Consider the following 13,213-nt stretch of genomic DNA (forward strand, 5'->3'; position numbering starts at 1 on the left):
CTGCGGTGGCGTCGCCCACGATCTCTCGGATGATGTCCTCGAGGAGCTTGTCCGGATCACTGTGCGGGAACGAGGTACCCGATCCAGAAGGCAGGCCGTGATCGGGGTCATCGGAGAGCGCCGCTGCGGTGGCCGCGTCCCAGTCGAATGCGGGGACTTGCGGCGGCTCGGCTTCCGCGGAGGGCGTCACCGCATCGGTGCCGGCCCCCGCGGGCAGTCGCGCGGCAGGCTCAGCGGCGGGAAACCGGCTGGGGGCGCGCTCGGCATCGACGGTCCGCCCGGCGTGAGCCTGCACAGTGGGCGGTGCGAATCGCGCATCATCCGAATCGCTTGCCCGGCTGGACCCGCTCGCTCCAGGCGTCGGTCGTGGGGGCTCGGCGGCGACCACGGATTCCGTCCCTGACGACGGGGGCCGCAGGATCGAGTCGAAGTCGCTCGCGGGCGCGAAGGGGGATGCGCCGGCGGGTCGTGCGGTGTTCGACCGGGTCTCGGCGGCCTGTTGCGCTTCGAACGCTTCGAGCCTGGTGGGCTCGGGTTCGCGGGCGGGCTCGGGTTCGGGTCGAGGCTTCCTCCGATGGAACCAGCCACGCCCCCCGCCATTCGCCATACCGCACTCCCGACCCCTCGACTTCACCGCTCGATGGGCGGCGATCTTCGACATCCCAGCCTAACCGTCGGGCATCACGTCGGCCGGGGGGCGGACCGAAGTTTCGCCATCCCGCGATCGTGGAGGAGGAGTCGGTCGGGAGGAGTCGGCGGAGTTTCACGTGAAACATCGACGTCGGGGTGGCCCAACGATCTCGAGCGTTTCACGTGAAACATCGCGCCGCGAACGAAGTCGCGCGGGCGGCCGAACTGTGCCAGGGACCTCAGACGACGGGCTCATGGCACTGCGCTCGTCATCGACGCGGCATACGGTGCGACCACGTCGTCGGGCGTGCGCCGGCTCGTGACCTCGGCGTGCGGCGAACTGAGCCCGAACGACCGTACGGGACCGACGACGAGCGACGCCACGGAGCGCGGGCGCGAGTCGGCTCGCCGCCGAGATCGACGCGGCCTGAAGGCACAGCATCACGCGACGCGGTGGCCGGACGTCGCGCATGGTGGCGCTCGGGATGGAGCGAGATCCACCCGTACCGGCGTTCGTGCCGCCGCCCCAGCCGCATCCACCGCGAGTGATCGGTCGGTTCAGCCCCGAGGGCCAGCCGTCCTCCACCACCACCCGACCGGGTAGGCTCCGGGCATGGCGTCCCGGAGCATCTACGTCGAGACGTTCATCCGATCGAACCTCGACACAGTGTGGGCGGTCACCCGTGACCCGACCGAGCACGTCCGCTGGGACCTCCGGTTCTCGGAGATCCGTCCGACCGGCCCGACGGCGGATGGCGCAGAGCGGTTCGAGTACGTTCGGCGTACCCCTCTCCACACGGTCCGGGGCACCGGTGTGAGCATCGGGGAGATCGACCGGCCTGATGGCGCACGCACGTCCGCGCTGCGTTTCTCGACTCCCGACCGCTGGTCTCCCATTGCATCCGGTCGCGGATACTGGCGCTACGAACCCGGGCCCGAGGGCGTCCGCTTCATCACGGGGTACGACTATCGCGCCGGATGGGGCGCGTTCGATCTCATGGTCAGGCCGCTGCTGGGGTGGGCGACCGCGTGGAGCTTCGACCGCCTTCGCATCTGGCTCGAGGGCGGCCCGGAGCCTGAGCGATGGCCGTTGGTGAGCGCGACGTGGTTCTGGCGCCAGGATCGACCGCGAGCGTCGCGGTGTCGGCGAGCACCGGATGGCGGTCGGCGACGCGACGACCATCTCCGTTCCGCGCCGACGACCCTCTCACGGCTCGCCGACCCGGAGCGGTCGTCATGACCTCGATCTTCGAGCGAGCGCTCGGCTCCGATCAGTTCGAACGGCTGCACCCCATGCTCCAGCGCCGCTTCGGGGTGGGCCTGGACCGCGGCGAGGCCTGCATCGGACGGGGAGTGATGTCGGAGATCCGGCGCGGGCCGTGGTGGACGGTGCCGTTCCTCCACCTCGGTCGGCTGCGCAACGTCCTGATCCCGTACATCGGTACCGACGTGCCGTTCACCATCGAGAACTACCCGTACCTCGACCCGCTCGGTCGTGAGACGATCACCTTCGTGCGCGGCTACACCATCGGCGCGCAGCGGCGACGGTTCGATGCGACGATGATCCTCGTCGACGGTCGCATCGTCGATTATCTGGGCACGCACCAGCACCTCGCCGTCGATCTCGAGCTGGGAGTCGATGACGATGGCTCACTCCGGCTGAGATCCGGCGCTCAATGGTTCTACGAACGGATGATCGGCTTCAGATTCCCTCCGCTCTTCACCGGGCGCGCCACGTTGCATGAGCGCTACGACGAGGAGACCGCGCGGTTCCACATCGCGCTGGATGTGCGCATGAACGATTCGGCTTCGTGTTCGGCTACCGCGGGAGTTTCACGTGCGAATGGATTCCGGCGAGGGACGCGCCAGTGCGGCTCAAACCGGTTCGGCACGAAGCACGCACCTGAGCAGCCGGCGGGGATCGGCGGCCAGCGGGCCCTCGGGGATGCCGATGCCGTCGCGGACCGCATCACGTCGAACGTCGGAAGACCGCCGATCTTCGCCCGCGCACTGAGCGCTGGAGCGTCGACGCGACGCTCGGCGGGCGTCGTTCCGCACTGCCACCCGAACCGCCGATCCTGGTGATGCGCGCCGGTCGCCTGGACGCACTCAGGGAGCCGATCGGCCACGACGATACCGCCGCGGTGCGGACTCCGGGGTCGAGCCCGAGCGACGGGGCGAGGGCGGAGCGACGGGTGCGGAGCGCCGCGCGGGCGGCGCCGGGGGGACGGTGTGAGTCTGACCCGCCGAGGGGAGCCGGATCCGCGGAAGGCAAGCGCAGTGTTTCACGTGAAACCTCGCGGAACTCAGTGCGCTTCCGACGGCCTCTGGGGGTGACGTCAGAGTGACGCGGCGAGGGCGCAGCGACAGGGCCGGAGCGACAGGGGGACGGTGAGTCTGATCCGCGGAGGGCAGCCAGACCCGCGGAGGGCACGCGGAGTGTTTCACGTGAACATCGCGGCCGCGCGCAGTGGAGTGTCTGTGTGGGAACGTCAGAGCGGCGAGCGAGGACGCAGCGCCGAGGGCGCAGCGCCGGAGGGACGGTGACTCTGATCCGCGGAGGGCAGCCGGACCCGCGGAGGGCACGCGGAGTGTTTCACGTGAAACATCGCGTCGCTCCGTGCGCAGTCGAGTGTGTGTGTGTGTGAACGTCAGAGCGGCGCGGCGAGGACGCAGCGCCGGTGGCGCAGCGCCGGAGGGACGGTGTGAGTCTGATCCGCGTAGGGCAGCCGGGGTGTTTCACGTGAAACATCGCGGAGCTTCGTGCACTTTCGACAGTCCGTGGGAGTGACGTCAGAGCGGCGCTCGCAGGCATGTGGTCTCAGACACATCGGTCTGGCCGGCCACATGACGGCCTCCATCGCGGACCAGCACACGAGCGCGTTCGAACGTGGGCCAGCGACGCGGCGGGTCTCGGGCCGCGGGAACGCACGACGGACTATTCGAGGTCGGACCACGGCGTTTCACGCGAAAGCACGGGCCACGCGCGCAGATGGCCGTGTCGACAGTCGACCAAGGCCAGCTCGGTCTCAGTCACGCCGGGACGGGGCACCTGAGAGAAGACGAACGAAGGAGGCACGCGTCGCACGCCCCCAACGGGGTGGCGTAGAGGTCGCGGAGCAGCCGTCGGACGTCTCCCGTCGTGGACACGTGAGGCGACCCGTGCGGAGGGACATGCCGGTTCACGTGAGACATCGCGGACCGTGCGCTCACGGCCATACCGGGCGCACCTTGAACGCCGACCGTCTCGTTTCGAGTGATCGTTCCGAGAAATCCGAGGAACCGAGTATCCGTGCGAAGCTGAATGGGGCAAGCGGCCGCGGGGCCCTGGGCCCGTCGCGACGGCCGCACCGATCCGGAGGCAGGCCCGAACCGTTCCACGTCAAACGGCGCGCAGATCAAACAGTCCGTTCGGAACGGCCGGCTGTCCACGACGTCGTGAGTCGTCTCCACCGCGATCGGGTCGGGAATTCCATGTCGCAGCGAGCGCGCGATCGATTCGGGGAGCGCCGCCGACCGACATCCCGTGCCGACCGCGTAGGATCGTCCGCCGACGACGCGATCTGACCCGACATGTGACACCGCACCCGGTCCGACGCATCGGTCGTACTCCCGACGGCCTTCGAAGGTCGGCATCCGTGACGCTCGCGCCTGCGTCACGGCACCACCCGTCCGATCGCGGCCGATGGAGCTTCCCGCAGCAGGGTCAGGGCGCGCCAGACGAACCGTCATTCGGGCAGGGGCCGGGGTCTTGGGCAGACCTCACCGCCGAGTGGAATCACACGTTCGACCACACCGGCGGCCGCCGTCGGTCGCCGACGGACGCAGTTGGGCGCTCGTCATCGCCGTCGTCCGGCGGCGTCGCCGAGAGGGGAGCGGCGTGCGCGGCTACGCGGGGATGCGTGCTCGGAAGACCCGCGTCACATCATCGACGACGCCCTCGCCGAGGATGACGACCTCGACGTCCTCGAGCCGGTACTTCCTGATCACCTTCTCCGCGGCGCCGATCTCGCCCTCGACTCCGCCGCCCTTCATCAGGATCAGCTCGCCACCGGCGCGCAGAAGGGGAGCGGTGATCGGGATCAGGGTGCGCAACGCGCTCACGGCGCGTGCGGTGACCTGGTCGAGTCGGCCCGTGAGCTTCGCCTCCTCCGCGCGGGCGCGGACGACCTCGACGTTGTCGAGTCCGAGTTCTTCGACCTGCCTGTTGAGCCACGCGACGCGGCGTTCCATCGGCTCGATCAGCGTCAGGTGCACATCGGGACGCGCGATCGCCAGCAGGATCCCGGGAAGCCCGGCGCCCGAGCCGACGTCGCCGACCTGTCCCGGACGGAGCAGCGGCGCGACGAGGCCCGAGTTGACGATGTGCCGAGTCCAGAGACGCGGGAGTTCGAGCGGACCGATGAGGCCGAGCTCCTCGCCGTGGCGCGCCAGGCTCTCCGTGAATCGGCGCGCCTTCGGGAGATGTTCACCGAACACCACGAACGCGGCCGGCGGTTCCGGCTCGAGCGCCGCACGCCAGCTGGGGGAGTGGTCAGTCATGTTTCACGTGAAACGTCGAGCGCGGGCACTCACCCGACGCGGGTGATCACGGTGTGCCGCTCGGCGCCTTCGCCGCGGGACTCCGAGTGCAACCCGCGCTCGGCGACGAGGTCGTGGACGAGCTTGCGCTCGTACGACGACATGGGCGGGAGCGCGGCCTCGGCCGCGCCCTCGTCGATCCGCTCCGCGGCGCGAGCGACGAGACGGCCGAGCTCGTCCCGGCGGGCATCGCGAGAGCCCCCGACATCGAGGATGAGCCGGGAGAACACACCGGTCTTGGTCTGCACCGCGAGTCGGGTCAGCTCCTGGAGCGCCGAGACCGTCTCGGGGCGGGAGAGCAGCGTGAGGTTCGCGCCGTCGCCCGCATGGACGGAGACGTAGGCGCGGCCGTTGCGCGCATCGATGTCGATGTCGCCGTCGAGATCGCAGATGTCGAGGAGCTCCTCGATGTAGTCGGCGGCGATGTCGCCCTCCTCCTCGAGCTGGGCGAGGGTGCGGGTCGCGGCGTCGTGCTGGACGTCGGTCATCGGGTCACTTCCTGTTCTGCTTCTTCGCGCGATTCTTGCTCACGGGCTGCTGGCGCTGCGTCGTCGTCGGCTTCTTCGCGACGTCATCGCCCTCGTCGGACGGCGACTCGACCACGAGCTTGCCGCGCTTCGCAAGGCGCGCCTCGCGGGCCTTCGCGGCCTCGCTCCCGGGCGTGGGCATGTTGCGGATGACCACGAACTGCTGGCCCATGGTCCAGAAGTTGGAGACGAGCCAGTAGAACATCACGCCGAGCGGGAACGCGACACCGGACACCGCGAACACGAGGGGGAGCAGGTAGAGGAGGATCCGCTGCTGACGGAACATGGGGCTCGCCTTGGTCTCGGGCGACATGTTCTTCGAGACGATCTGCAGCTGGGTGATGAACTGCGACGCCGTCATGAGCACGATCATCGTGAGGGCGATGATCATGACGTTGATGCTGAACGGCTGGCCGGCGACCATGAGGTTCCACTCGCCGATGAAGGTCGACTTCAGCGGCGCACCGAGGAACTCGGAGTTCGCGAACGAATTGGCCAGCTCCTGCGTCATCGGGCCGACGCCCGGCTTGTCGTGCTGAGCGTCGTTGAGCACCGAGAAGAGGCCGAAGAAGATCGGCATCTGCAGCAGCAGCGGGAGGCAGGACGAGAGGGGGTTCGTGCCCGTGCGCTTGTAGAGATCCATCGTCTCGCGCGACATGGCCTCGCGCGAGAACTGGTCCTTCTTGCCCTTGTACTTGTCCTGGATCTTCTTCAGCTGCGGCGCGACCTCGAGCATGCGGCGCTGGCTCTTGATCTGGCGGACGAACACGGGGATCAGCGCCGCGCGGACGACCAGCACGAGGCCGACGATCGAGAGCACCCAGGTCAGGCCTGCGTCGGGGTCCAGGCCGAGGAAGTCCCAGAACGAGTGGAACGCGACGAGGATCAGCTCGATGACCCACTTGATGGGCCACAGGATGATGCTGAAGATGTCCATTGGGGCGGATCAGTCCTTCCGGGACGTGATGGGGGAGTTCTGGGTGCCCGCGATGTCGAGGGCTCCGGATGACGCGGCGGCGTCGACCGCGGCGGACGCGTGCGAGTGATCCGCGTGGGAGTGACCGGCGTGCGCATCGGCTGCGGCAGGCTCGTGCCGGCGAGACGTCGGGTCGACGGACTCGACGTGGCGGCCGCCTCGACGACTCGTGCCGGCCCAGCCGGCCGGGATCACGAAGCCGAAGCGGGTCACGTGGAAGCGGAAGCGCTTGGGCATCCGCACGTCGTCGACCCCGCCCGCCGACCACGGGTTGCAGCGCAGGATGCGCCATCCGGTGAGGGCCGAACCGACGACCAGCCCACGGTGCTGCACCGACCCCAGCCCGTAGGCCGAGCATGACGGGTAGTACCGGCAGACGTCGCCGTACAGGGGGGAGACGATCGCGCGGTAGGCGCGGATCAGCAGCACGCCGACGTTGCGAGGGAGGAGCCACACGAACCAGGCGACGTCTCGCATGTCAGCCGTCTTCCGTGGCGGCTCGGGCAGGACCCGCATCGGCGCGCACGGCGCGTCGACCGCGCGCGGAGATCGCGGACGCGACATCCGCCCGCAGATCGGGGTAGCTCGCCGCCGCTGCCGTGGGCAGCGCACGCACGACCACGTCGACGGAGGCGAGGCCGTCGTCGACCAGTTCCCGCGAGGCGGCCTTGAGCCGGCGGCGCACGAGATTGCGCCGCACCGCCGTGCCGACCTTCTTGGACACGATGAAGCCGAAGCGCGCGTCGGTGCCCGACTCCCGTGAGCGGAGGTAGCTCACGGTGTGGGCACCGGCGACCTTGGCACCACGGCGCACGATGAACCGGTAGTCATCGGCGCTCGTGATGCGGTTGGCTTTGGCGAGCACCGAGGAACTTACGCGGAGAGCTCGGTGCGGCCCTTGGAGCGACGGGCCGCGATGATGGCGCGACCGGCACGCGTGCGCATGCGGGCGCGGAAGCCGTGCTTCTTGGCGCGGCGACGGTTGTTCGGCTGGAAGGTACGCTTGCTCATTCTTCTTCTCCGGCTTGGGATCTCCGCGTGCGAGCGCGTCACAGGTGCGCCGACGGGAAAACTCGGTGCCCGAAAGGGCTGCGGTCAACTGATTAAAACTACGGCCTGCGGATGCCGCGGTCAAACCGGGACGCACTCCGGACGGACATTCTGCACCGATCCACAGTTTCGTGCCCGGAACGACACGCCGGGCCGCGTTCGATCCGTGCATCGGCATTTGTCGGCGGCTGCCCGATTCGCTAGCGTGTGAGACCAGTTATCCCCAGCCTGTGCGCCGGAATTCCGCGCTTCTCGCGTCCTCGCTCACAGGCGGTGGAGAACGTTGTGAACACACCTCGGGCCGCTCGCCTGTCGTTCGGGGGAGCGACGAGCGGCGCATGACGGTGCCTTGAAGATTGCGGGGAGCGATGACCGAACAGCCCATTTCCGACACGTGGGCCACCGTCCTCGAGCGGCTGTCGGACGATGAGGCGATCACGCCGATGCTCCAGGGCTTCCTCAACCTGGTCGAGCCGAAGGGCATCGCCGCGGGCACCTTCTACCTCGAGGTGCCGAACGACTTCACGGCGAGCATGCTGAACCAGCGCATGCGCGTGTCGCTGCTGTCGGCGATGACGGCGATCGAGGCGCCGTCGCCGGTCACCTCCTTCTACGTCGTGGTCAATCCCGAACTCGAGGGGTCCCGCCAGCCCGAGCCGCCCGCCGCCTCGGGCCTGGGCGCCGGCGTGGGCGGGGCGATGCTCGGGGGCGCCGGCGGGCTCGGCGGGCTCGCGCCATCCGTCGACGGCGTCGGGAGCTCGGCCGGCACCGCGGGCGCACCGGGCATCGACGTACCGGCCTCGCCCGCGCCGATCTTCGACACGACCAACCCCGACCGGCCGCGCGATGCGCGCCTGAACCCGAAGTACTCCTTCGACAGCTTCGTGATCGGCCAGTCCAACCGCTTCGCGCACGCGGCGGCGGTCGCCGTCGCCGAGGCGCCGGCGAAGGCGTACAACCCGCTCTTCATCTACGGCGACTCGGGCCTCGGCAAGACGCACCTCCTGCACGCCATCGGCCACTACGCGATGAGCCTCTACCCGGGCATCCGCGTGCGCTACGTCTCCTCCGAGGAGTTCACGAACGACTTCATCAACTCGATCGCGAACAACCGCGGCTCGCTGTTCCAGCAGCGCTACCGCAACATCGACATCCTGCTGATCGACGACATCCAGTTCCTGCAGGGCAAGGCCGAGACGCAGGAGGCCTTCTTCCACACGTTCAACACGCTGCACGACCACAACAAGCAGGTCGTGATCACGAGCGACGTGCCGCCGAAGCACCTCACGGGCTTCGAGGACCGCATGCGCAGCCGCTTCGAGTGGGGCCTCATCACCGACGTCCAGGCGCCCGACCTCGAGACGCGCATCGCGATCCTGCGGAAGAAGGCGCAGAACGAGCACCTGCAGGTGCCCGACGACATCCTCGAGTACATGGCCTCGAAGGTCTCGAGCAACATCCGCGAGCTCGAGGGCACGCTGATCCGCGTGACGGCGTTCGCGAGCCTGAACCGCACGCCGGTCGACATGCCGCTCGTGCAGACGGTGCTGAAGGACCTGATCACGGATGACTCGGACAACGTCGTCGCGCCGGTCGACATCATCACCGCGACGGCCGACTACTTCAAGCTCACGGTCGACGACCTCTACGGCTCGAGCCGCTCGCAGGCCGTCGCGACCGCGCGCCAGATCGCGATGTACCTCTGCCGCGAGCTCACGAGCCTGAGCCTCCCGAAGATCGGCCAGCTGTTCGGCAACCGCGACCACACCACGGTGATGTACGCGAACAAGAAGATCTCGGAGCTCATGAAGGAGCGCCGCTCGATCTACAACCAGGTCACCGAGCTCACGGCGCGGATCAAGCAGACCTCGCGCTACCGCTGAGATCCGAGAGCGGATGGCGCGGCCGGCGCCGCCGGCGCCGCCGAACGTGCCAGCTCGATCGTTCCGCTCCATCCTCGCCGGCCGACCGCCCGGCCCACTGGAATGCGGACGTCCGGCTCGTTCGGCGACCACCTGAGCGGACGCTGTGGCAATTCCACACAGGTGTGGACAATCTGTGGATTGTTAACGAGCAACCGCGCCACGATTGTTGAGACGGCTCGACGCCTTGTGGAGAACTCCGAAGGCCGCTCGGGGCCGGAGCGTGCTGCGGCGCCGTGTTTCCACACACCGTGCACAGCCGTGAGGGCCGCCTTCGCCAGTGATCACGGGGATCACCGCACACCATCCACAGTTTCCACACCGGTTAACACCGTTAAGAGATAGAGGGGTTAATCCGGGGCACTCGACAACCTCGGACGCGGACCGCGCCCGAACGGCGTGCAGCGTCGATGCGGAGGACCGGAGACGGGTCGCCGCATCGACCGTCCCGACCCGCGAAATCCCGGCACCGGCGCTGACCGTCCGGATAGCATGGGAGCCGATCCAGCCCTCCACGACGGGAGAACCGTGAAGTTCCAGGTCAATCGCGACGTCTTCAGTGAGGCCGTGTCCTTCGCCGTCAAGCTGCTGCCGCAGCGCACGACCCTGCCGATCCTGTCCGGGGTGCTGATCCAGGCGAGCGACGACGGCCTCGTGCTCTCCTCCTTCGACTACGAGGTGTCCTCGCGCACCGAGATCCAGGCCGACGTCGAGGAGCCCGGCACCGTGCTCGTGTCAGGCCGTCTCCTCGCCGAGATCGCCGGCCGTCTGCCGAATGCGCCCGTGCGCGTGTCGACCGAGGAGTCCCGCATCTCGGTGACCTGCGGATCCGCGAGCTTCACCCTGCTCTCCATGCCGGTCGAGGAGTACCCCTCCATCCCCGAGATCGGCGAGCAGACCGGCGTCGTCCCAGCCGAGGAGTTCGCCTCGGCCGTCGCCCAGGTCGCGGTCGCGGCATCCCGCGACGACGTCACGCCCGTCATCACCGGCGTGCAGCTCGAGGTCCGTGAGAACAACCTCAGCCTCGTCGCGACCGACCGCTACCGCGTCGCGATCCGCGAGATCGACTGGGACGGCGGCGCCGTGGCCGGCGAGGGCGACGCCTCCCTCACCGCCCTGGTGCCGGCTCGCACCCTGCAGGAGGTCGGCAAGACCTTCGGCCACTCGGGCACGATCTCGATCGCGCTGACCAGCCGCGACGACCGCGAGCTGATCGCGTTCTCGGCCGACCGGAAGACGGTCACCAGTCTGCTCATCAAGGGCAACTTCCCGCCGGTGCGCCGGCTGTTCCCCGAGACCGTCGACAACTACGCGGTCATGAACACCGCCGAGCTCATCGAGGCCACGCGTCGTGTCGCGCTGGTGCTCGAGCGCGAGGCCGCGCTGCGGTACACGTTCACGCCCGACGGGCTCACGCTCGAGGCGATCGGCAGCGAGCAGGCGCAGGCCTCCGAGTCGATCGACGCGATCCTGACGGGCGACGAGACGGTGGTCTCGCTGAAGCCCCAGTTCCTGCTCGACGGCCTCCAGGCGGTACCGAGCGAGTTCGTGCGCATCTCGTTCACGAAGACCGAGAACCCGAACAAGCCGGGCCCGGTGCTGATCACGAGCCAGACCTCGCGCGAGCAGGCCGGCGCCGACAGCTACCGCTACCTGCTGCAGCCGAACCTGCTCCTGCGCTGAGCCGGAGTCGCGCCGCGCTGTCGGTGCGGGCGGGTAGCGTTGAGGTTCGCGAGAAGGGAGCCGCACCGTGCACGTCGCCAGGCTCTCGCTCACCGACTTCCGCAACTACCGCTCGGCCGAGTTGTCGTTCGAGCCGGGCGCCACGGTCATCGTGGGCCGCAACGGCCAGGGCAAGACCAACCTCGTCGAGGCAGTGGGCTACCTCGCGACGCTCGGCTCGCATCGCGTGTCGAACGACCAGGCACTGATCCGCGCCGGTGCCGACGCGGCGGTGGTCCGCGCGGTCCTCGCGTCCGGCGGCCGCGAGGTGCTGCTCGAACTCCAGCTGAACCGGCAGGGCGCCAACCGCGCGCGGGTCAACCGGGCGGCCGCCAAGCCCCGCGACCTCCCGCGCTACGCGCACAGCGTGCTGTTCGCGCCGGAGGACCTCGCCATCGTGCGCGGCGAGCCGTCGGTGCGTCGGCGCCTGCTCGACGAGCTCCTCGTGCAGCGGATCCCGCGGCTCGCGGGCGTCATGGCCGACTACGACCGCGTGCTGAAGCAGCGCAACTCGCTGCTCAAGAGCGCACGCGCCCGTGGCCTGGCCGCGGCGCAACTGCCGACCCTCGACATCTGGGATGAGCGGCTCGTCCAGTTCGGCGCCGAGATCATCGACCGCCGGCTCGAGCTCGTCGCCGAGCTCCGCTCGCCGCTCGCCGCGGCGTACCGGTCGATCGTCGACGCCGACCACGCGCCCGAACTGCGCCCCGTGCTCTCGATCGACGGCGCCGATCCCGACGACGAGGGGGCGGATGGCACGACCGCGCCGCTCGCGGCCGGCGTCTCCGACGCGGCAGCCGGAGCCACGTCGCCCGACCGCCTCCCGACCTCCGATCGGTTCGCCGCCGCACTCGCGACCCTGCGACGCAAGGAGCTCGAGCGCGGCGTCACGCTCGCCGGCCCACACCGCGACGACCTGCTCCTGCTGCTCAACGGCCTGCCGGCCAAGGGCTACGCGAGCCACGGCGAGTCGTGGTCGTTCGCGCTCGCGCTCCGGCTCGCGTCGGCCGAACTGCTCCGCCGCGACTCGACCACGGGCGACCCCGTGCTCGTGCTCGACGACGTGTTCGCCGAGCTCGACCGACTCCGCCGGGAGCGCCTGGCTGCCGCGATCGGCGGCTACGAGCAGGTGCTCATCACCGCGGCGGTGCTCGAGGATGTGCCCGAGCCCCTCGCGCATCGCGTTGTCCGGATCGAGGCGGGCGTCGTGGTCGACGGCGGAGCGGCGGCAGGCGAGCCCGGTGCCGCGTCGGAGCCCGCGCGCGAACCCCAGCCGGAGGCATCTGGTGTCTGAGGCCTCACGCACCTACCAGCACTTCCGCGAGATCTTCGGCGGCGAGCCGCGCATCCGCCCCGGCCGGGTGCGCGTGCGCACGCGCGAGTCGGGGAGCGAGCCGTTCACGCCGGGCCGCGACCCCCGCCCGCTCGGCGCCGCGATCGACCAGCTGACCGCGCAACTCGGCTGGACCGGCCCGCTCTCGCAGCACGAACTGCTCGCGACGTGGCCCGAGATCGCCGGCGACGAGATCGCCCGGCACTCCGAGCCCATCGCGATCGAGGGCGGCATGCTGCAGGTCCGCTGCGAATCGACGGCCTGGGCCACCCAGCTGCGGATGATGCGCGGCGAGCTCCTCGCGGCGATCCTCGAGCGGCACCCCGGGGCGGGTGTGGAGAACATCCGCTTCCAAGGTCCGGATGCCCCCACCTGGAAAAGGGGCCCCAGATCGGTTCCAGGGCGCGGCCCGCGCGACACCTACGGCTGAGAAGGCAAAATCGGTCACTTCCCCTCTCTCGAGGCCCCAGAT

General features: G+C 69.4%; 11 protein-coding genes. 5 read left to right on the forward strand and 6 right to left on the reverse strand.

Translation table 11 applies throughout. The features are described from left to right. Positions 1-1,866: 1,866 nt before the first annotated feature. Positions 1,867-2,715: a DUF4166 domain-containing protein gene (locus JOD46_RS01710; protein ID WP_239562527.1), complete on the forward strand. Its 849-nt coding sequence runs from the start codon at positions 1,867-1,869 to the stop codon at positions 2,713-2,715. 1,803 nt (positions 2,716-4,518) lie between these two features. On the opposite strand, the gene rsmG is transcribed toward JOD46_RS01710, so the two are convergent. Genes rsmG through rpmH form a run of 6 tightly spaced genes read right to left on the reverse strand, consistent with a single transcriptional unit; the run spans position 4,519 to position 7,725 of the window. After that, positions 4,519-5,172 carry a 16S rRNA (guanine(527)-N(7))-methyltransferase RsmG gene (rsmG, locus tag JOD46_RS01715; RefSeq protein WP_204391180.1) on the reverse strand — a complete coding sequence of 218 codons (654 nt, stop codon included), beginning with the start codon at positions 5,170-5,172 and terminating at the stop codon, positions 4,519-4,521. Between the two features lie 29 nt (positions 5,173-5,201). Then, positions 5,202-5,699, reverse strand: coding sequence for a Jag family protein (locus tag JOD46_RS01720; protein WP_204391182.1), 498 nt, complete (start codon positions 5,697-5,699; stop codon positions 5,202-5,204). Between the two features lie 4 nt (positions 5,700-5,703). Beyond that, complete coding sequence (yidC, locus tag JOD46_RS01725) at positions 5,704-6,675, reverse strand: membrane protein insertase YidC (RefSeq protein ID WP_204391184.1); 972 nt, start codon at positions 6,673-6,675, stop codon at positions 5,704-5,706. Positions 6,676-6,684: 9 nt separating this feature from the next. Next, positions 6,685-7,191: a membrane protein insertion efficiency factor YidD gene (gene yidD / locus JOD46_RS18995; protein ID WP_204391186.1), complete on the reverse strand. Its 507-nt coding sequence runs from the start codon at positions 7,189-7,191 to the stop codon at positions 6,685-6,687. 1 nt (position 7,192) lies between these two features. Further along, positions 7,193-7,579 carry a ribonuclease P protein component gene (gene rnpA / locus JOD46_RS01735; protein WP_204391188.1) on the reverse strand — a complete coding sequence of 129 codons (387 nt, stop codon included), beginning with the start codon at positions 7,577-7,579 and terminating at the stop codon, positions 7,193-7,195. Positions 7,580-7,587: 8 nt separating this feature from the next. Beyond that, on the reverse strand, positions 7,588-7,725 hold the full coding sequence (gene rpmH / locus JOD46_RS01740) for a 50S ribosomal protein L34 (RefSeq protein ID WP_204391190.1): 138 nt from the start codon (positions 7,723-7,725) through the stop codon (positions 7,588-7,590). A 407-nt stretch (positions 7,726-8,132) separates the two neighbouring features. Here rpmH and dnaA point away from each other — a divergent pair, with 407 nt between their 5' ends. The 4 genes from dnaA to JOD46_RS01760 all read left to right on the forward strand — a co-directional run bounded on the left by dnaA (position 8,133) and on the right by JOD46_RS01760 (position 13,171). After that, positions 8,133-9,647, forward strand: coding sequence for a chromosomal replication initiator protein DnaA (dnaA, locus tag JOD46_RS01745; protein WP_204391192.1), 1,515 nt, complete (start codon positions 8,133-8,135; stop codon positions 9,645-9,647). Positions 9,648-10,214: 567 nt separating this feature from the next. Further along, positions 10,215-11,369: a DNA polymerase III subunit beta gene (gene dnaN, locus JOD46_RS01750; RefSeq protein ID WP_204391194.1), complete on the forward strand. Its 1,155-nt coding sequence runs from the start codon at positions 10,215-10,217 to the stop codon at positions 11,367-11,369. A gap of 67 nt (positions 11,370-11,436) precedes the next feature. Continuing rightward, positions 11,437-12,702 carry a DNA replication/repair protein RecF gene (recF, locus tag JOD46_RS01755; RefSeq protein ID WP_204391196.1) on the forward strand — a complete coding sequence of 422 codons (1,266 nt, stop codon included), beginning with the start codon at positions 11,437-11,439 and terminating at the stop codon, positions 12,700-12,702. Then, on the forward strand, positions 12,695-13,171 hold the full coding sequence (locus JOD46_RS01760) for a DciA family protein (protein WP_307834869.1): 477 nt from the start codon (positions 12,695-12,697) through the stop codon (positions 13,169-13,171). The genes recF and JOD46_RS01760 overlap by 8 nt, the downstream gene beginning before the upstream one ends. Positions 13,172-13,213: the final 42 nt, after the last annotated feature.

The sequence above is a fragment of the Agromyces aurantiacus genome (genome assembly GCF_016907355.1).
GTDB classification, from domain to species: Bacteria; Actinomycetota; Actinomycetes; order Actinomycetales; family Microbacteriaceae; genus Agromyces; species Agromyces aurantiacus.

Excerpts from the sequence above, each read along its gene's own strand:
- dnaA (WP_204391192.1), top strand. The coding sequence starts at position 8,133 with ATGACCGAACAGCCCATTTCCGACACGTGGGCCACCGTCCTCGAGCGG.
- JOD46_RS01710 (WP_239562527.1), top strand. The coding sequence starts at position 1,867 with ATGACCTCGATCTTCGAGCGAGCGCTCGGCTCCGATCAGTTCGAACGG.
- yidC (WP_204391184.1), bottom strand. The coding sequence starts at position 6,675 with ATGGACATCTTCAGCATCATCCTGTGGCCCATCAAGTGGGTCATCGAG.
- rpmH (WP_204391190.1), bottom strand. The coding sequence starts at position 7,725 with ATGAGCAAGCGTACCTTCCAGCCGAACAACCGTCGCCGCGCCAAGAAG.
- JOD46_RS01720 (WP_204391182.1), bottom strand. The coding sequence starts at position 5,699 with ATGACCGACGTCCAGCACGACGCCGCGACCCGCACCCTCGCCCAGCTC.
- rsmG (WP_204391180.1), bottom strand. The coding sequence starts at position 5,172 with ATGACTGACCACTCCCCCAGCTGGCGTGCGGCGCTCGAGCCGGAACCG.
- yidD (WP_204391186.1), bottom strand. The coding sequence starts at position 7,191 with ATGCGAGACGTCGCCTGGTTCGTGTGGCTCCTCCCTCGCAACGTCGGC.